This window comes from Megasphaera massiliensis (assembly GCF_000455225.1).
GTDB lineage: Bacteria > Bacillota > Negativicutes > Veillonellales > Megasphaeraceae > Megasphaera > Megasphaera massiliensis.
On record NZ_HF954537.1, the window covers coordinates 342,507 to 361,062 of the forward strand.

19 protein-coding genes and 1 riboswitch are annotated in these 18,556 nt (G+C 54.9%); of the genes, 17 read left to right on the top strand and 2 right to left on the bottom strand.

Translation table 11 applies throughout. The features are described 5' to 3' along the window. The first annotated feature begins 12 nt into the window (after nt 1-12). Nucleotides 13-750: a flavodoxin gene (locus TX77_RS04980; RefSeq protein ID WP_044503721.1), complete on the top strand. Its 738-nt coding sequence runs from the start codon at nt 13-15 to the stop codon at nt 748-750. Between the two features lie 72 nt (nt 751-822). On the opposite strand, the gene TX77_RS04985 is transcribed toward TX77_RS04980, so the two are convergent. Continuing rightward, the gene (locus tag TX77_RS04985) at nt 823-1,428 is read right to left on the bottom strand and encodes a hypothetical protein (protein WP_044503722.1); all 606 of its coding nucleotides are present in this window, start codon (nt 1,426-1,428) and stop codon (nt 823-825) included. A gap of 27 nt (nt 1,429-1,455) precedes the next feature. Then, complete coding sequence (locus TX77_RS04990; protein ID WP_230198047.1) at nt 1,456-1,902, bottom strand: DUF6173 family protein; 447 nt, start codon at nt 1,900-1,902, stop codon at nt 1,456-1,458. 224 nt (nt 1,903-2,126) lie between these two features. Here TX77_RS04990 and hslO point away from each other — a divergent pair, with 224 nt between their 5' ends. The 16 genes from hslO (at nt 2,127) to TX77_RS05070 (ending at nt 18,523) form a co-directional block, all read left to right on the top strand. Continuing rightward, nucleotides 2,127-3,017 carry an Hsp33 family molecular chaperone HslO gene (gene hslO, locus TX77_RS04995; RefSeq protein ID WP_044503723.1) on the top strand — a complete coding sequence of 297 codons (891 nt, stop codon included), beginning with the start codon at nt 2,127-2,129 and terminating at the stop codon, nt 3,015-3,017. 28 nt (nt 3,018-3,045) lie between these two features. Beyond that, entirely contained in the window at nt 3,046-3,843 is a 798-nt protein-coding gene (mtnP, locus tag TX77_RS05000; RefSeq protein WP_044503724.1) for an S-methyl-5'-thioadenosine phosphorylase, read from the top strand. Continuing rightward, nucleotides 3,843-4,898 carry an S-methyl-5-thioribose-1-phosphate isomerase gene (mtnA, locus tag TX77_RS05005; RefSeq protein WP_044503725.1) on the top strand — a complete coding sequence of 352 codons (1,056 nt, stop codon included), beginning with the start codon at nt 3,843-3,845 and terminating at the stop codon, nt 4,896-4,898. Before mtnP ends, mtnA begins: the two co-directional genes overlap by 1 nt. A 17-nt stretch (nt 4,899-4,915) precedes the next feature. Continuing rightward, entirely contained in the window at nt 4,916-6,157 is a 1,242-nt protein-coding gene (locus tag TX77_RS05010) for an adenosylhomocysteinase (protein WP_044503726.1), read from the top strand. A 15-nt stretch (nt 6,158-6,172) separates the two neighbouring features. Next, nucleotides 6,173-7,453: an amidohydrolase gene (locus TX77_RS05015; protein WP_044503727.1), complete on the top strand. Its 1,281-nt coding sequence runs from the start codon at nt 6,173-6,175 to the stop codon at nt 7,451-7,453. A gap of 117 nt (nt 7,454-7,570) precedes the next feature. Continuing rightward, a complete protein-coding gene (locus TX77_RS05020) occupies nt 7,571-7,816 on the top strand; it encodes a hypothetical protein (protein WP_044503728.1) in 246 nt (81 codons plus the stop codon). A gap of 372 nt (nt 7,817-8,188) precedes the next feature. Further along, nucleotides 8,189-8,674 (top strand): GNAT family N-acetyltransferase, encoded by a 486-nt coding sequence (locus TX77_RS05025; protein ID WP_044503729.1) that lies wholly within the window; start codon nt 8,189-8,191, stop codon nt 8,672-8,674. Nucleotides 8,675-8,920: 246 nt separating this feature from the next. After that, nucleotides 8,921-9,019: riboswitch (SAM riboswitch) on the top strand. Nucleotides 9,020-9,096: 77 nt separating this feature from the next. Then, nucleotides 9,097-10,035: a cysteine synthase A gene (gene cysK / locus TX77_RS05030; RefSeq protein WP_044503730.1), complete on the top strand. Its 939-nt coding sequence runs from the start codon at nt 9,097-9,099 to the stop codon at nt 10,033-10,035. Nucleotides 10,036-10,067: 32 nt separating this feature from the next. Next, nucleotides 10,068-11,105, top strand: coding sequence for a sulfate ABC transporter substrate-binding protein (locus TX77_RS05035; protein WP_044503731.1), 1,038 nt, complete (start codon nt 10,068-10,070; stop codon nt 11,103-11,105). 12 nt (nt 11,106-11,117) lie between these two features. Continuing rightward, a complete protein-coding gene (gene cysT / locus TX77_RS05040) occupies nt 11,118-11,963 on the top strand; it encodes a sulfate ABC transporter permease subunit CysT (RefSeq protein ID WP_044503732.1) in 846 nt (281 codons plus the stop codon). Between the two features lie 12 nt (nt 11,964-11,975). Further along, nucleotides 11,976-12,806 (top strand): sulfate ABC transporter permease, encoded by an 831-nt coding sequence (locus tag TX77_RS05045; RefSeq protein WP_044503733.1) that lies wholly within the window; start codon nt 11,976-11,978, stop codon nt 12,804-12,806. A gap of 12 nt (nt 12,807-12,818) precedes the next feature. Then, nucleotides 12,819-13,880 carry a sulfate/molybdate ABC transporter ATP-binding protein gene (locus tag TX77_RS05050; protein WP_044503734.1) on the top strand — a complete coding sequence of 354 codons (1,062 nt, stop codon included), beginning with the start codon at nt 12,819-12,821 and terminating at the stop codon, nt 13,878-13,880. A 16-nt stretch (nt 13,881-13,896) separates the two neighbouring features. Then, nucleotides 13,897-15,594: an adenylyl-sulfate reductase subunit alpha gene (locus tag TX77_RS05055; RefSeq protein WP_044503735.1), complete on the top strand. Its 1,698-nt coding sequence runs from the start codon at nt 13,897-13,899 to the stop codon at nt 15,592-15,594. Further along, nucleotides 15,578-15,892 (top strand): 4Fe-4S dicluster domain-containing protein, encoded by a 315-nt coding sequence (locus tag TX77_RS05060; protein ID WP_044503736.1) that lies wholly within the window; start codon nt 15,578-15,580, stop codon nt 15,890-15,892. The genes TX77_RS05055 and TX77_RS05060 overlap by 17 nt, the downstream gene beginning before the upstream one ends. A gap of 37 nt (nt 15,893-15,929) precedes the next feature. Beyond that, nucleotides 15,930-16,829, top strand: coding sequence for a sulfate adenylyltransferase subunit CysD (gene cysD, locus TX77_RS05065; RefSeq protein WP_044503737.1), 900 nt, complete (start codon nt 15,930-15,932; stop codon nt 16,827-16,829). After that, nucleotides 16,829-18,523: a sulfate adenylyltransferase subunit 1 gene (locus TX77_RS05070; protein WP_071822318.1), complete on the top strand. Its 1,695-nt coding sequence runs from the start codon at nt 16,829-16,831 to the stop codon at nt 18,521-18,523. The genes cysD and TX77_RS05070 overlap by 1 nt, the downstream gene beginning before the upstream one ends. Nucleotides 18,524-18,556 lie beyond the last annotated feature (33 nt).

Genomic DNA, 18,556 nt, shown 5'->3' on the forward strand with positions numbered 1-18,556 from the left:
GGGGATTTCTCTATGATAAAACGTGCTTCTGTCCTCGTGGGGACTCTTGTGTTAACACTCCTTCTGTCCGCCTGTGCCAGAGGTCCGGCACGGACTGACAACGATACCCATCGGGAAACCCTTGCCCAAAATGAAAAGAAGCCGGTTTCGACGGCTGTCGTCCATAACGGCCAGGGGAATCCCCGCCGCGTCCTCATTGCTTATTTTACGTATCCCGATAATACAGATGCCCAAGCCATTCATTCCAAGGAATACGACGTCATGACGTCGGCCAGCCTCAATGTAAAAGACGGTGAAATCATCGGAAACGATGCCATGATTGCCAACGAAATCGCCCGGGAAACCGGCGGCGACGTCTTTTCCATCCTGGCCGAAAAGCCTTATTCCGCCGACTACGATGCCATGATTCGTGATGAAAAGGCGGCGGCTGCCCGTGATGAACAACGGGAGCTGAAAAGCCACGTCGGTGATATGAGCCGGTACGATACGGTCGTTTTGGTCTATCCCATTTGGTGGGATGCCCTGCCGGCACCGGTTACGTCCTTTTTGACGGAAAACGATTTTTCCGGGAAGGCCTTGTATGCCGTGGCTTCGTCCGGGGACAGTGATTTTGTCGATACCGTCGAAGACATTGCCGAACTCGAGCCCGACGCGGACGTCTATGAAGACTTCGTCCTCCGTCATGACGAGATGGGCGAAACGTCCGATGCCGTTCGTCAGTGGCTTAAGACGGCGAATTTCATGAAATAAAAAAACTCTCCGGTTACACCGCTTGGCGATGCAGCTGGAGAGTTTTTCGTAAATAGAACGGGGATACCGGTCTTAGGAATGACGATGATAGAGGATGAGGCCGCCTTTTTTGCGGTGGCCCGTATTCCACAGCCCGTTGAAGTCGAGCCAGCGCCAGGAGCCGTAGGTAACGGCTTTGACCATGAAGTCGCCGTCGAATTCGGTGTAGCCCGTCAGTAAGAACCAGTGCCAGTCATAGAATTTAAAGTTGGGATTGTTGTGATGCAGGACCAGGTGGGGGATGGGCCATCCGGCGTCGATTTGAGCCTTGATGACGTCTTTCGTTTCCTCTGCCGTCTTATCGCCGGACCAGGGGTCCATGGTGATGTCGTCGTCGCCGTGGTCGGTCAGGAATTGGCCCATGCCGTCGATGTACATGTCGAGGCGGTCGATGCCGCCCCAGCGCGGACGGAGATAGGGCTTCATGACATTGGTAAAGGCGATGTAGTCCTTCTTGGCGACGTCTTCGGTCTCGTAGGGATAGAGGCCTTGGGCGTCTTTATAGCGCGTAAAATAAATGGAAGAATCGCAGGCCGTCACAGCAGCGCAGCCGCCGAGGTTCATCATGCGGTCCGTCAGCCAATCCTGATTACCGCCGTAGGCCGAACCGATATAAAAATAAGGGAGTTCATGTTTCATTAAAGGCATATCCTTTCGTAATAATACTTAATCTTGAGCATCGTGTATGATGTCGGGTTCTGCTTTTTGGGTAAAGCCGATGACCCGGCGCGGTTTTTGGATGTCATCTTGTCGGGGGACAGCCACCAAGAGCAGGTTGAGCTGGGACAGGTGCTGGACCAGTTCGACGGCCGAGCCGTCTGAGAGTTCGCCGTAAAAGACGATCATATTCGGGTCCCAGTAGCCGATATCCTGAATGCTGAAGGTAATGTCGCCGGCCGAGACCAGGCGGCCGCCGGCCTGCATCGTATCGGGGAGTTCCGATTCAAAGTTGTTGATCAAAGCGACGATGCGCTGATACATATCGGAGGCCATATACGGCGCTTCCGGGTCCTCCGTTTCCGTTTCCGGAGCCGGCGGACAGAGGGCCATTTCCTTGACTTCGTCGGGGAATACTTCTTCCTGTACGGGGATCGTTTTCTTTTCTGTCTTCATGGATATCACTCCTTCTTGGCTGCTTCCTAATACTATTCGAGATGAATACGGCAAATTCCTGCTTAAAAAGCGGACAAACTTTATCTATTTTGAATAGAATGATTGAGTAAAAGGCAAGAAAAGGGCGGCCGCTATGGATGGGGCTTTTGGGGGCGGGACTGGCTAGGGGTGGACAGATGTTGTATAATAAGGATTGGATTTGTAGAGAAAGGATAGAATCGATTATGATCAGAGACAATCAAATTATTCACTATACATCAGATGAGGCCATCCGCGTGTCCATTGCCTTTACGGCAGGCATCGTGGAAAAAGCCCGTCAGAGCCATAACTTATCGCCTGTGGCCTGTGCCGCCTTGGGCCGGACCATGACCGGGGCAGCCCTTCTCGCCGGAGACTATAAGAACCACGAAGGCGTATCCATCAAGATCGCCGGCGACGGCCCTTTGGGCGCCGTCCATGCCGACTGCTTCGATACCAATAAGCTTCGCGGCTACGTCGACAATCCGACGATTGATTTGCCTTTAAAACCGAACGGCAAACTCGACGTCTCGGCTGCCGTCGGCCGCAACGGCCAGATGACCGTGACCCGCTTTACGCCGAAGACGACGACCTATACCAGCCAGGCCGACCTCGTGTCCGGTGAAATTGCCGAAGATATCGCCTACTACCTCTATACATCGGAACAGGTGCCGTCGACGATCAACTTAGGCGTCCTCGTCGACCGGGATTACACCATTGCCGCTGCCGGCGGCTTCCTCGTTCAGGCCCTGCCCGGTGCCAAAGATGAAGACCTGGCTCGTGTCGAAGCCAACATCACCCAAGTCGGCGCCTTGACGACGTACCTCAAGGACCATCCCAAGGGAGAAGGCCTGATCGACATCATCCTCGGCGGCATGCATTATAAAGAATTGTACCGTCAGCATCTCTACTGGCGCTGCACCTGCTCGCGCCAGCGCTTTGAAAGTGCCTTGCTATCCCTGCGCCCGGAAGACAAAGAATCCCTCTTGAAGGATCCCCAGGTCGAAATGACCTGCCATTACTGCGGCGCCAAGTATACCCTGTCCCACGACGAAGTAGCGGCCTTATACGAAAAGGCCGGGGCAGACAAGCATTGATCTTCATTTCATAAAGGGAGGTTTTATCATGGGACTTATTGCCATCATCGGCGGTACCGGAGTCTGTGATCCGAAGATTTTGTCCAATGTCCGCGAAGGGTACATGGATACGTATTACGGTTCTATTCGTTACTGGAAGGGGACGTATCAGAACCGAGACCTCATCTTTTTAGCCCGTCACGGCCGGATGCATTCCATTCCGCCGCACCTCATCAACTATCGGGCCAACATTCTCGGATTGAAGCGCCTCGGCGTCACGGCCATTTTGGCGACGACGGCTGTTGGATCCATGAATCCCGAGTACAAGCCCGGGGACTTCGTTTTGCCCGATCAGTTCATCGACTTCACCAAGAGCCGGCACACGTCCTTTTTCGACGGCGGTGCCAACGGCGTCGTCCACGTCGACATGACGGAACCTTACTGCCCGACCCTGCGCCGCCACGTTATTCAGGCAGCGACTGACGCGGGAGACTGCCGTCTCCATGCTACGGGAACCTATGTCTGCACCGAAGGGCCGCGGTTTGAAACGCCGGCGGAAATCCGGATGTTCCAAAAACTCGGCGGCGATATCGTCGGCATGACCAACGTTCCCGAAGTCTGCCTGGCCCGGGAAGCGGAAATCTGCTACGCCACGGTGTCCATGGTCACCAACTTTGCTGCCGGCATTTCCGATAAGCCCCTGACCCATGAAGAAGTCGTCGATGCCATGGCCAAGAGCTCCCTGCGCCTGCGCCAGCTCATTTTAAAGAGCATCGAAAACTATCCCGTCGATGAAGACTGTGCCTGCCACCATACGCTCCAGGCTTACGGAGGGTTTACGGTATAATGGAAACGTTGCGCTGGGAAAAGGGAACTCTCTATCTCCTCGATCAGACGGTTCTGCCCTTTACCGAAACCTATCTGACCTGTACGACCTGGCAGGACGTCCATAAGGCCATTTCCGTCCTGGCCGTCCGCGGAGCCCCGGCTATCGGCGTTGCCGCCGCTTACGGCGTCGTCTTAGGTGCCCGCTCTATCCTTGAAAAGCCCGGTGAAAAGCCTTTTATAACGGCCCTTCAGGATATCTGCACAAATCTTGACGGGGCTCGCCCGACGGCGGTCAACCTCCACTGGGCCTTGGAGCAAATGATGGCCTGCGCGAAGGCCCATGGCGGCGAAAGTCCGACGGCGATCGTCCATGTCTTAGAAGACAAGGCCCAAGCCATCCATGCCGACGATGTGGCCATCAATACGGCCATGGCCGGCTGGGGGGCCGATGAAATCGGGAAAGGGGACCGCCCCTTGACCCTTCTGACACACTGCAATGCCGGAGCCCTGGCGACGGCCGGCGTCGGCACGGCTCTCGGCGTCATTTCTGAACTCCATCGCCGGGGACAGGTCAAGATGGTCTATGCCGATGAAACGCGGCCCCTCCTGCAGGGAGCGCGGTTGACGGCTTTTGAGCTCATGGCAGGCGGTGTTCCGGTTACGCTCATTACCGATAACATGGCCGCCTGGACGATGAAAGAAAAAGGCGTCGACGCCATCATCGTCGGTGCCGACCGCATTGCCGCCAACGGCGATACGGCCAATAAAATCGGGACCTACGGCCTGTCCCTGATGGCCAAGGTCCTGGGTATTCCCCTGTATATTGCAGCGCCCCTGTCGACCTTTGACCGGTCCATTGCCGGCGGCAGTCAAATCCCCATTGAAGAGCGCAGTCACGACGAAGTCCGCTCTTTTAGAGGCGCTGCCACAGCCCTTTCGGATACGCCGGTCTACAACCCGGCCTTTGATGTGACGCCCCATGAAAACATCCGGGCCATCATCACCGAAAAGGGCATCATCAGCCATCCCGATACGGAGGCTGTACAGACATTTTTTGACAAGCATTCATTATAGAAAGAGGTATGAACTGTATGGAATCAATTATTCGCGACATCAAATTAGCTAAGAGCGGCCATGAAAAAATCAATTGGGTCGACCGTCACATGCCGGCCCTCAATGCCATTGGCGACAAATTGAAAGCCGAACAGACTTTTAAGGGCAAGACCATCTGCGTCAGCGTCCACCTCGAAGCCAAGACGGCATATTTGGCCGAAGTCCTTCACCGGGCCGGCGCTAAGGTCATCGTTACCGGCAGCAACCCCTTGTCGACTCAGGACGACGTCGCAGCAGCCCTCGTCGAAGACGGCCTGACGGTCTATGCCTGGTACGGCGCAACCGATGAAGAATACTTCGATTTTCTGAATAAATCCCTCGACCATAAGCCGGACATCATCATCGATGACGGCGGCGATCAGGTCCATCTGCTGCACACGACTCGGAGCGACGCCATGGAAAACCTCCTCGGCGGCACGGAAGAAACGACGACCGGCGTCAACCGCCTCCACGGCCTTGATAAAGCCGGCCAGTTGAAGTTCCCCATGATTGCAGCCAACGATTCGTACTGCAAATATCTCTTCGACAACCGCTACGGTACAGGCCAGTCGACATGGGACGGCATCATGCGCACGACGAACCTCACTGTCGTCGGCAAGAAAGTCGTCGTCGCCGGCTACGGCTGGTGCGGTAAAGGCTGCGCTATGCGCGCCAAAGGCCTCGGCGCTCACGTCATCGTTACCGAAGTCGACCCGATCAAAGCTATTGAAGCCGTATTTGACGGATTTGAAGTCATGCCTATGGCCGAAGCGGCTAAAGTCGGTGATATCTTCGTCACCTTGACCGGTGATAAAGACGTCATCCGCGGCGAACACATGAAGAACATGAAAGACGGCGTCGTCCTGGCCAATGCCGGTCACTTCGACGTCGAAATCAACCGCCCCGAACTGGAAGCCCTCTCGGTCCGCCATTTTGAAGCCCGCCACAACATCGAAGGCTATGAACTCCCCAACGGTCACGTCATCAACCTCTTGGCGGAAGGCCGTCTGGTAAACCTGGCTGCCGGCGACGGTCATCCGGCTGAAATCATGGACCTGTCCTTTGCCGTTCAGGCCCTGGCTGCCAAATACATCCTCGACCATCATACGGAACTTGAAAACCACGTCTATGTCCTCCCTCATGAAATCGACGACGATATCGCCAAAATCAAATTGGCTTCCATGGGGTACGCCATCGATACCCTCAGTGAAGAACAGCGCAAATACTTGAATCTCGACTAAGAGGAGCGGACTAGGATGAAAAAACTGATTCAGCACGTCGGCCTCTATCGGGACCACAAGGTAACAGAAGATCAAAATATTGCCATCGACGGCACGAAAATCACGGGCTTTCCCGAAAATCCCGTCCTTTCCGATTACGATGAAGTCATGGACGGCAAGCAGATGCTGGCCCTGCCGGGCTTCGTCAACACCCACAACCACATCGCCATGACCGTCTTCCGCAGCTATGCCGATGACATGCAGCTCATGGATTGGCTCCAGAAGAAAATCTGGCCGGCCGAAGATAAGCTTGACGGCGACGTCGTCTACGCCCAGACCATGCTCGGTATTGCCGAAATGATCCGCTGCGGCACGACGTCCTTTGCCGACATGTATTTCTTCATGGATGACGTCGCCCGCGCCGTCGACGCTTCCGGTATCCGAGCCTGCCTGAGCCGGGGCATGACGGGTATTACGCCCAGTGCCGAAACGGCTCTCAAAGAAAATAAACAGCTCTTTTTAGACTGGCATAAAAAAGGGGACGGCCGCATTACGGTTATGCTCGGCCCCCATGCGCCGTACACCAATACGCCGGAATACCTCTCCCGCGTCGTCGATTTGGCCCATGAATTAGGGGCTGAAATCCACACCCATTTGTCGGAAACGAAGGGCGAAGTCGAAAACATTAAGCAGCAGTACGGCAAATCGCCCATTGCCTGGTTCAACGACCTGGGCCTCTTCGACACGGGCTGCCTGGCGGCCCACTGCGTCTGGGTCGACGACGACGACATGGATATTATGCTTAAAAAACACGTCCGCGTCGCCCACAATCCCGGCAGCAACTTGAAACTGGCCAGTGGCTTTGCTCCCATCGCCAAGATGCTGAAAAAAGGCATCACCGTCGGCCTCGGTACCGACGGCGCCTCGAGCAATAACAACCTCGACATCGTCGAAGAAATGCACTTGGCGGCGCTTGTCCACAAGGCCAACACCCTCGATCCGACGGTCATCCCGGCTGAAACGGCTATCAACATGCTGACTGAAGGCGGGGCTAAATGCCTGGGCTATACGGATATCGGCAAACTCGAAGCCGGCTACAAAGCCGACATCACCTTAGTCGACCGCGAAGGGCTCCATTGGTACCCGAAACACGACGCCCTCAGCCTCATGGCTTACAGCGCCAACAGCATGGACGTCGACACGGTTTTGGTAAACGGGGAAGTCCTCCTGCGGAACAAAGAGTTTACCAAACTCGACATCGAAAAGATCAAAGCTGAAGCCGAACGGACCAAAGAAAAACTCTTTGCCCAAATTTAGCCTTTACGCAAGGGGAGTGGCCCCTGCGATTACGGCTTGTTTTATTCCCGAAAAGCGTGTATAATTAAATTCAATTTGAGGCTATTTATGTACGTTTACAGGGAGATGCATCGATTCATGAATAAAACGCTCGTCACGGCTGCCTTCGTCGTCTTGGCACTGCTCTTGTCGACACACTGGGATTTACCGGCCATTAAGATCCTCTTGACCGGTTGTCTCCTGGGCTGGTTGGCCCGGTCCGTCGTCGCGAATATAAAGGAAAGCAACCGGAAAGCCGAAGTACGGCGAAATAAACGGCTCCGCCGCATGGCTGCCGATCACGCAGCCAGGGAAGAAAGCCGTGCCGGTGTAAGCGAACACTGAAGCATAAAGGGCGACATAAAGCCTTTTGAAAAGGACTTGTGTGAGGTAAAAACTTCATACAGGTCCTTTTCTGTATTTGCCGCTGTGACAGGCCTTTTCCGGTGAAAATCACAGCCGTTCGAATGGTTCGGAGGGATGCTTCGATTCCCGGAAGGGGCCGGAGTTACAGGGGTATTTATTCGATGCCGACCGGCTGCTGCTGTTGAAAAAGAGCGATATGACGGTCTGGAACTTTCGGGACGTTCATTTACGGACTTTCTCCAGACGTTTTCCTGTAGCTTTTTCTCGGCATTTACGATATAATATTTGAAATATACGTTCACTGTGTCCGACTGTAAGAGGCAGGAGGGCCATGATGGAAGGAGCGATGGCATGAATATCAGAACGGCAACTCTCGACGACCTTAAGGCTGTCACCGCCGTAGAAGCGGCTTGTTTTCCGGCGGCCGAGGCAGCATCGGAAGAACGCCTGCGCGACCGTATTTCCTACTTTGGCCGTCATTTTTGGCTGCTCTTTGGCGACGATGGGACTCTCATTTCTTTCGTCGACGGCATGGTTACGGATCAACGCGATTTGACGGACGACCTCTATGGGGATGCCTCTCTCCACGACGAAAAGGGAGCCTGGCAGATGATTTTCGGCGTCAATACATTACCAAGTTATCGGAAGCACGGTTATGCCGCATTACTTCTCACGAAAGCTATCGACGACGCCCGCAAAGAAGGCCGCCAGGGACTGGTCTTGACCTGCAAGGATAAGCTCCTGCATTATTATGCTAAATTCGGCTTTAAAAACGAGGGACTCAGCACCTCGGAACACGGTGGAGCCGTTTGGTATCAAATGCGCCTTGCTTTTTAATGAAGGCTGATGACGGCCTCTTTATACGTAATTTTAACTTTTTTCTTCATTTTTTTCATAAAATGCCTTGACAAGACGCCTTACAAAGTGTACAATTCCAGTAACGTTTCAAGCGAATCGTTGTTGTATACAGTGTATAAGAATGAGGTATGTCATTATGGGGTACTTAAAAAAATTGACCATCATGTGTTGTACGATATAATCGTATTGTACAGCCATCTATCATAGGACAATACAATACGAACCTATTCATCCAGAGCAGCCGAGGGACTGGCCCTTTGACGCTGCGGCAACCTACGCATGTAAGGTGCCAATTCCAGCAGGATTTTACCTGGCAGATGAAGTCATGGGCATACGTTTATTTCTTGCGCCATCTGCTTATCACAGGTGGCGCTTTTCTTTTGGCAACATGGAGGGATCTTATGGAGCATGTAGCAAAATACGTGACCGACCTCGTCGGTCATACGCCGCTCTTGGAGCTGACCCGCTGGCAGGCGGTACACGGCATCAAAGGCCGGGTCCTGGCCAAGCTTGAATACTTCAATCCCTTGGGCAGCGTCAAGGATCGAGTGGCCGTGGCCATGATCGACGCCGGGATACAAGCCGGGAAGATCGCTCAGGATACGGTCATCATCGAACCGACGAGCGGCAACACCGGCATCGGTCTTGCCATGGCCGCTGCCGTGAAGGGCCTGCACCTCATCTTGACCATGCCTGATACGATGAGCCTGGAAAGGCAGAAAATCGTCAAGGCTTTGGGTGCAGAAGTCGTGCTGACACCGGGCATCGAGGGGATGCGCGGCAGTATCGGCAAGGCTGAAGAACTGCGAAAGTCTTACGGCAACGCCTTCATTCCGCAGCAGTTCGACAATCCGGCCAATCCGGCCATCCACCGGACGACGACGGCCGAAGAAATCTGGCGCGATACGGACGGTAATGTCGATATCTTCATTTCGTCCGTCGGCACCGGCGGTACCATTACCGGCACGGCTGAGGGGTTAAAAAGCCATGACCGGGAGGTACAAATCGTCGCTGTCGAGCCGAAAGACTCGGCCGTCCTTCGCGGCGGAAAGCCCGGGCCCCACGCCATTCAGGGGATTGGCGCCGGCTTCATTCCCAGCGTCCTCGATATGTCACTCGTAGATGATGTGATCGACGTATCGAATGAGGATGCTTATGAACGGGCTCGGGAAGTGGCCAAGACCGACGGCCTCTTGGTCGGCATCTCGTCAGGTGCCTCCTTACAGGCGGCCCTAACCGTCGCCAAGCGGCCGGAAAACGAGGGCAAGACTATCGTCGTCCTCTTGCCGGACGGCGGCGAGCGCTATTTATCTACATCTTTATTTGAAGAAGGCCTGTAAGGGCCTGCAGTCGGTATCGAGGGGGAAAAGATATGAAACATAAAAAAATCATAGCGGTACTGACTGTCACGGCAGTCCTCACGGCGGCCGGTCTCTTGGCCGGCTGCAGTCGTGGGACTGATGAGGACACGCTTACCTTGACCAACGTCTCGTATGATCCAACACGTGAATTATATAAAGAATATAATGAAGCTTTTCAAAAGCATTATAAAGAGCAGAACGGGAAGGATATCCGCATCGTCCAGTCTCACGGCGAGTCGGGCAGCCAGGCCCGATCGGTTATCGAAGGCAGTCGGGCTGATGTCGTGACCCTGGCCCTGTCGTATGACATCGAACGCCTGGAACGGGCCGGCCTCATCGACGCCGGTTGGGAACAGGAACTGCCCGATGACTCGGCACCGTACACGTCGACCATCGTCTTTCTGGTTCGCAAGGGGAATCCCAAGGGGATACGCGACTGGAACGATTTGACGAAATCCGGCGTCAGTGTCATTACGCCGGATCCCAAGAGCAGCGGCGGTGCCTGTTGGAACTTTTTGGCCGCCTGGAGCTGGGGCCTTGATCATTTCGGGGGGAATGAAATCAAGACCCGGGCCTTCATGACCGACCTCTACCGCCATGTCACCGTCATGGACGCCGGCGCCCGGGGCTCGACGACGACCTTTGTCGAAAACGGGCAGGGGGACGTCCTCATCGCCTGGGAGAACGAAGCGCTCTATACGATGCGCGAATATCCCGGCAGCTATGAAGTCGTCGTACCCAGTGTCAGCATATTAGCACAGCCCAGTGTGGCCGTCGTCGACCGCCTGGCTCGGCGTAAGGGTCATGAACAGGCGGCTCAGGAGTACCTGCGCTATTTGTACTCTGACGAAGGCCAGGAATTGGCCGCCAAAAATGATTTCCGGCCGTCCAATCCGGAGATTCTCCGGCGCTACGCCGACCGATTTGACCTTGACGTCAAGCTGACGCGCATCAGCGACTTCGGCGGCTGGGATGCAGCCTATGTCAAATTCTTCGACGACGACGCCATGTTTGATAAAATCATGGCCGATGTCGATGGCAGTCAATAAGGAGGGATGCAGATGAATCCATTTTCAAACCCGGCGGGCGGGCGAAACCGAATTATTCCCGGCTTCGGCCTGACCCTGGGCGTGACCCTGGCCATGCTGTCCTTATTGATCCTAATCCCGTTGATATCGATTTTAGGCCACGCCTTTCAGCTGACGGCCAATGACTACGCCAAGCTCATCACCAACAGTGCCATTCGCAATGCTTTTATCACGACCCTTGGAAGTTCTTTCTTGGCGGCCCTGATTAATTCCGTCTTCGGTTTCATCCTGGCCTGGGTCCTCGTCCGCTATGAATTTCGCGGCAAGACCCTCTTAAACGGTGTCATCGAACTGCCTTTTGCCTTGCCGACGGCCGTTGCCGGCATTACTCTTTCCAAGCTCTATTCCGATACGGGCTTCTTCGGCAGCTTCTTTGCCGGCTACGGCATTTCCATTGCCTATACCCATATCGGCCTTATCATCGCCTTGGTCTTCGTCGGCATTCCCTTCGTCGTCCGCTCCATTCAACCGGTCCTGGAAAATTTGGATCCGACCTATGAAGAGGCGGGGAGCATGCTCGGCGCGTCGAAGTTTACCATCTTCCGGCGCATCATCTTTCCGGAACTGCGGCCGGCTCTCTTGACCGGTTTCGGCCTGGCTTTTGCCCGGGGCCTTGGCGAATACGGCAGTGTCATTTACATTTCCGGCAACAGTGCCAAGAACCACACTCAGGTCGTCTCGTACGTCATCATGCAGAAGCTTAATTACGTCGACTATGCCAGCGCTACGGCCATCGCCTTGGTCATGCTCATCATCGCCTTTGCCATGCTGTTTTCCATCAATATGATTCAGCTCTGGCAGGCTCGGCGCGTTCAATAGAGGAGGGGAATCATGAAGCACAGCAAGACAAAAATACTCTTACTGAGCATTAGCGTCGTCTTCGTCGTCGTCATGCTCATCGTCCCCCTCATTTCGGTCCTAATGAATTCACTGGCCGAGGGCTGGGACTTTTACGTCAAAGCGTTGACGACGCCCTACGTTTTGTCAGCCCTGCGCCTGACCTTGATAGCCACGGTCATTGCCGTCATCGTCAATACCGTCTTCGGCCTCTGTGCGGCCTGGGCCATTTCAAAATTCGACTTTCGGGGAAAGCACCTGCTCACGACCCTCATCGATATTCCCTTTTCCGTCTCGCCGGTCATCGCCGGCCTGGCCTTCATCATGACCTTCGGCCGCATGGGCTGGATCGGTCAGTGGATCGAAGTCCTGAACGATTATTTAGGGACGGATATTCAGATTGTCTTCGCCGTTCCCGGCGTCATCTTGGCGACGATTTTTGTCACCTTTCCCTTCGTCTTCCGGGAAATCATTCCGGTCCTCCATACCCAGGGCCGCGATGAAGAAGAAGCCGCCGCCCTCATGGGGGCCAAGGGGAAGACGATATTCTTCCGCATTACCCTGCCGCAGATCAAATGGGCCTTATTGTACGGCATCGTCCTCTGTACGGCCCGGGCCCTCGGCGAATTCGGTGCTGTCAGCGCCATGTCGAAACTGCGGGGCGAAACCTTTACCTTGCCCCTTGAAATCGACGCCCTCTACCAATCGGGGTCGACCGATGCCATTACGGCGGCCTTTGCCGTGTCGTCCCTCTTGGTACTCTTAGCCGTCGGCGTTCTCTTGCTGAGGGTATTCTTTGAAGCCAAGCTCCACAAGCCATCTTAAGGAGGTGATGTCATGTACGTCGAGATGAAGCATATCGAAAAAAACTACGGCTCTTTCCACGCCTCGCGGGACGTGTCCTTTTGCGTCGACAAGGGCAAACTGGTCGCCCTCCTGGGACCCAGCGGCAGCGGCAAGACGACGATCCTACGCATGCTGGCGGGCCTTGAAAATCCCAACAGCGGCGACATCGTCATCGACGGTAAACGGGTCAATGACATTCCCGCTGCCAAGCGGGGCATCGGCTTCGTGTTCCAAAACTACGCCTTGTTCCGCTATATGACCGTCTTTGACAACGTCGCCTTCGGACTCACCATACAGGGGATGAAAAAGGCGGATATTCGAGAACGGGTCCTGGAGATGATCGACCTCGTCGGCCTGTCCGGTATGGAAGGCCGCTATCCCAATCAGCTTTCCGGCGGCCAGCGACAACGCGTGGCCTTTGCCCGGGCCCTGGCGCCTCATCCCCAGGTCCTGCTCCTCGATGAACCCTTTGCGGCCATCGACGCCAAGGTGCGGCAAGAGCTGCGCAACTGGCTGAAAGAGACGATTCACCGCGTCGGTATTACCAGCATCTTCGTCACCCACGACCAAGATGAAGCTGTCGAAGTGGCCGATGAAATCATCATCACCAATCACGGCCGCATCGAACAAGTCGGGACGCCCTTTGATATATACAGCAAGCCCAAGACGCCCTTTGTGGCCGAATTCATTGGGACGCCCGTCGTCATCGACAACTGCAGCGTCCTCACGGGCTTCGTCGACGTCGGCGGTCCGAAAAGAGCCATTATCCGACCGGAATTCCTCAAGATCTATAAACAGGGGACGATGAAGCGCTACGCCAGTGCTGCTGAAGACGGTGTCGTCGAAGCCGTCGTCTTCCGCGGCAGCCGCCTCGACGTGACCCTGCGCGTCAAGGACTACCTCATTCACGGGGAATACGCCTTTGATGCACCGAATCTTACGGTCGGAGAAACGGTGAAGGTCCTCATTTACCGCCTCCACGTCCTCGACGGGGATAAGACCTATTTACGAGAAAACAGTGCCATGATGGGCTCTGATGTATTCTATATTTAAACGAAGGAGTATTGCCATGCAGATTCAGAAGGAGAAAATCATCCACACCGATGTCCTCATCATCGGCGGGGGAACGGCAGGCTGTTATGCCGCCTTGACCCTCCGGAGCCTGTCGAAGGCCTCGGTGGTCATCGCCGAAAAGGCAGACATTCGCCGCAGCGGTTGTCTGGCAGCCGGTGTCAACGCCTTGAATGCCTATATCACCAAGGGCCATACGCCGCAGTTTTATGTGGATTACGCCAAGAAAGACGCCGCCGGCATCGTCCGCGAAGACCTGCTCTTGACCATGTCGGAAGGCCTCAACGAAGTCACCAAGAAGCTTGAAGAATTGGGCCTGGTCATCTTGAAAGACGAACAGGGGGAATACGTTACCCGCGGCCCGCGCAACATCAAGATCAACGGCGAAAATATCAAGACCATCTTGGCCGATGCCGTAAAGAAACTGGACGATGTCGAAGTTATCAATCACCTCAATATCACCGACTACATCGTCCGCGACAATCGCATTGCCGGTGCCCTGGGCTTCGACATCCTGACCGGTACGGCTTATGAAATCCGGGCCAAAGCCGTCCTTTGTGCAACCGGCGGTGCGTCCGGCCTCTACCGGCCCAACAATCCCGGTTTTTCCCGCCATAAGATGTGGTACAGTCCCTTTAATACGGGAGCCGGTTACGCCATGGGCATTCGGGCCGGGGCGGAAATGACGACCTTTGAAATGCGTTTCATCGCCTTGCGCTGCAAGGATACCATTGCTCCGACAGGGACCATCGCCCAAGGCGTCGGTGCCAAGCAGATTAACGCCAAGGGCGAAGTCTACGAAGATAAATACGGCCTGACCACGTCCCAGCGGCTCTACGGCACGGTGAAGGAAAACCTCGAAGGCAAGGGGCCTTGCTACCTCAAGACAGAAGGCTTGACGGCTAAAGAGGATGAAGCCCTCTTAAAAGCCTACCTCAATATGGCGCCGAGCCAGACCCTGAAATGGATGGAATCGGGAAAATTCCCGAGTCAGCAAAATGTCGAAATCGAAGGGACCGAACCCTACGTCGTCGGCGGCCATACGGCCAGCGGATACTGGGTCGATACCCATCGGCAGACGACTATTGAAGGGCTCTATGCTGCCGGTGACGTCGCCGGCGGCTGCCCGCAGAAGTACGTAACCGGCGCCCTCGTCGAAGGGGAAATCGCTGCCAAGCACATCGTGGAAACTGCCTTGTCCGGAGACCTCGAGCTGACGGCCGATGAAGAACAGCAGCTCTTAGCTGACAAGGTCTCCGAATACAACGCCTTCCTCGGCGAAGAACGACCTTTCTTTACCGTCGAAGAACTGGAAGAAGCCATGCAGAAAGTCATGGACACCTACGCCGGCGGCATCGGCAGTCATTACCAGTACAATGAACGCCAACTGGCACTGGCCGATGAAAAAATCGACCAACTTACCGATTTGGCCGACAGCGTCGGTGCCGGCGACTACCATGAACTGCTCTTCGTCTACGAACTGCGCGAACGATTGACGGTCTGCAAGGTCCTCATTGCTCACCTCCGGGCCCGCAAGGAAACGCGGTGGCATTCCTTTGCCGAAAACCTCGACTATCCGGAGCAGAGGGAAGAATGGTTGAAATATGTCAATTCCCGCATGGATGAAGACGGCCAGATTCACATGGTATACCGCGATTTAGTACCGGGAGGGAGCCTTTATGAGCATTCGCATTAATCAAGACCGCTGCATCGGCTGCAAACGCTGTGTGTCCGTCTGCCCGGGCAGCCTTATCGATATCAACGAGACGGGAAAGGCCCGGATGCATTACCCCAAAGACTGTTGGGGCTGTGTATCCTGCGTCAAAGAGTGTCCCGTCCAGGCCATCGACTTTTACCTCGGCGCCGACATGGGCGGCCGGGGGAGTACGATGAACGTCACCACCGAAGGTCAGTACATCAAATGGCACATCCGTCGGCCTGACGGCAGTGAAGAGACGATTACCATCGACCGCAAACAGGCCAATTCGTATTAACCGGCCTTACTATCTATCTGTTTAGAGGGGGATTATTATGTCTGCATTATCGCATCTTGACAACTTGGAAGCCGAAGCGATTTACATCATCCGCGAAGTGGCGGCAGAGTGTGAAAAGCCCGTCATGCTCTATTCCATCGGCAAAGACAGCTCGGTCATGCTCCATCTGGCCTTGAAGGCTTTTTATCCGGAAAAACCACCGTTCCCGTTCCTCCACGTCAATACGACTTGGAAGTTTAAGGAAATGATTCGCTTCCGCGATGAAACGATGAAAAAATACGGCCTTCAGCTCATTGAACATATCAATCAGGAAGGTGTAAAACAGGGAGTCAATCCCTTCGATTACGGCGCATCCTATACGGATATCATGAAGACCCAGGCCTTAAAGCAGGCCTTGAACCAATACGGCTTCACGGCAGCCTTCGGCGGCGGCCGCCGCGACGAAGAAAAGTCTCGCGCCAAGGAACGCATCTTTTCCTTCCGCAACGAAGCCCAGGCTTGGGATCCGAAGAACCAGCGTCCGGAAATGTGGAAACTGTACAACACCCATATCCATAAGGGGGAAAGCATGCGCGTATTCCCCATTTCCAACTGGACGGAAAAGGATATCTGGCAGTACATCAAGCGGGAAAACATTGACATTGTATCCCTGTACTTTGCCGCTGAACGGCCCTGCGTCTACCGCGACGGCAACATCATCATGGTCGACGACGACCGCATGCGCTTAAAGCCCGGCGAAGAAGTCATGCATAAGAAGATTCGCTTCCGGACCCTTGGCTGCTATCCGCTGACGGGGGGCATCGAATCGGACGCCGACACGCTGGACGCCATCATCGACGAAACCTTGAGTGCCGTATCGTCGGAACGGACGAGCCGGGTCATCGATAACGAAGCGGCCGGCAGTATGGAACGCAGAAAGAGAGAGGGGTACTTCTAATGGATAGAAATGAAAACGGTTTATTAAAATTCATCACCTGCGGCAGTGTCGACGACGGCAAATCGACGCTCATCGGCCACTTGCTGTACGATGCCAAACTGCTCTATGCCGATCAGAAACGGGCGTTGGAACTTGAAAGCAAGGTCGGCAGCCGCGGCGGGGCCATTGACTATTCGCTCCTCCTCGACGGCCTCATGGCTGAACGGGAACAGGGCATCACCATCGACGTCGCCTACCGCTATTTCAATACGGATAATCGCAGCTTCATCGTTGCCGATACGCCGGGCCATGAAGAATATACGCGCAACATGGCCGTCGGTGCCTCCTTTGCCGATTTGGCCATCATCCTCATCGACGCTACCCAGGGCGTCTTGGTCCAGACTCGGCGCCACGCCCGTATCTGCGCCCTCATGGGCATTCGCTACTTCATCTTTGCCATCAACAAGATGGACCTCGTCGACTACGATCAGAAGCGCTTTGAAGCCATCAAGCGGGATATCGAAGCCCTTCGGGACGACTTGGAACTGGAAAACGCCGTCTTCATCCCTGTGTCGGCGACGGAAGGGGACAACGTTACCAAAAAGTCCGTTCCTATGGCTTGGTACGACGGCCCGACCATCCTCGAATACTTGGAAACCGTCGACGTCGAAGAAAATGACGAAGAAGGATTTTACCTTCCCATTCAGCGTGTCTGCCGGCCGAACCATACTTTCCGCGGCTTCCAGGGCCAAATCGAAAGCGGCTCGCTGCAGGTCGGCGATACGATTCAGATACTGCCCAGCAAGCAGGAAGCCAAGGTTAAAGACATCCTGGTCGGCTTTAACTCCGTCCCGTCGGCCTCAAAAGGTCAGCCGGTCAATGTCCAGCTCGACCGGGAAGTCGACGTCTCCCGGGGCTGTGTCTTTACGAAAGATACGGCTATCGGCCTCGGCCAGCGCATTACAGCGACCATGCTCTGGATGGATGACCAACCCTTAGTCGTCGGCAAAGAATACGTCGTCAAACTGGGGACTAAGGAAATCGTCGGCGTCCTGACCGATGTCGACTACACCATCGACGTCAATACGGGCGAGAAAAAACGGGCCACGGCCGTTTCAAAGAACGAAATCGCCGTCTGCACCTTGTTCCTCCAGGAACCGATTGTCGTCGACACCTTCAGCCATCATAAAGGACTCGGCGAGCTGATCCTCATCGACCGGGTCACCAACATGACGTCGGCCTGCGGCGTCGTCATCGACGGCAACGATACCGACAGCGACCACACCTTCGTCAACGGCAGCCTTAAGGGGAGGGGCGACGTCTTTGAAGACTTCTTCTACGGCATGCAGAGCCTGAACATCACCAAGGCCAAACCGGCTTACCGCCAGTATCACATCGGCGATGCCATTCCGACCAAAGGCGAAACCTATGCCTATCCCGACGACTTCGACATCCTCATCCTACGCGATAATTTGGCTGTTGAAATCCGTAAGGCCAAGGTCGCCAATATCCTGACCCTCGACGGCTACGCCTATACGGAAAAACCGTTGGTTAACGGCCGGGGCTTTGCCATTAACGTCCATACGGCACAGGAATTTGCCGACTTTAAGGCCGATTATGCCGCTGCCGGAGACAATCCCGACGCCAAAGTCTTCGATAAGTGGCTGACCTTTGAAACGTACCGCACGATTAAGTTCCATAATGATTTTGAATGATTTGATAAGCTGAAAAAGTGCTGTTCCCACGGT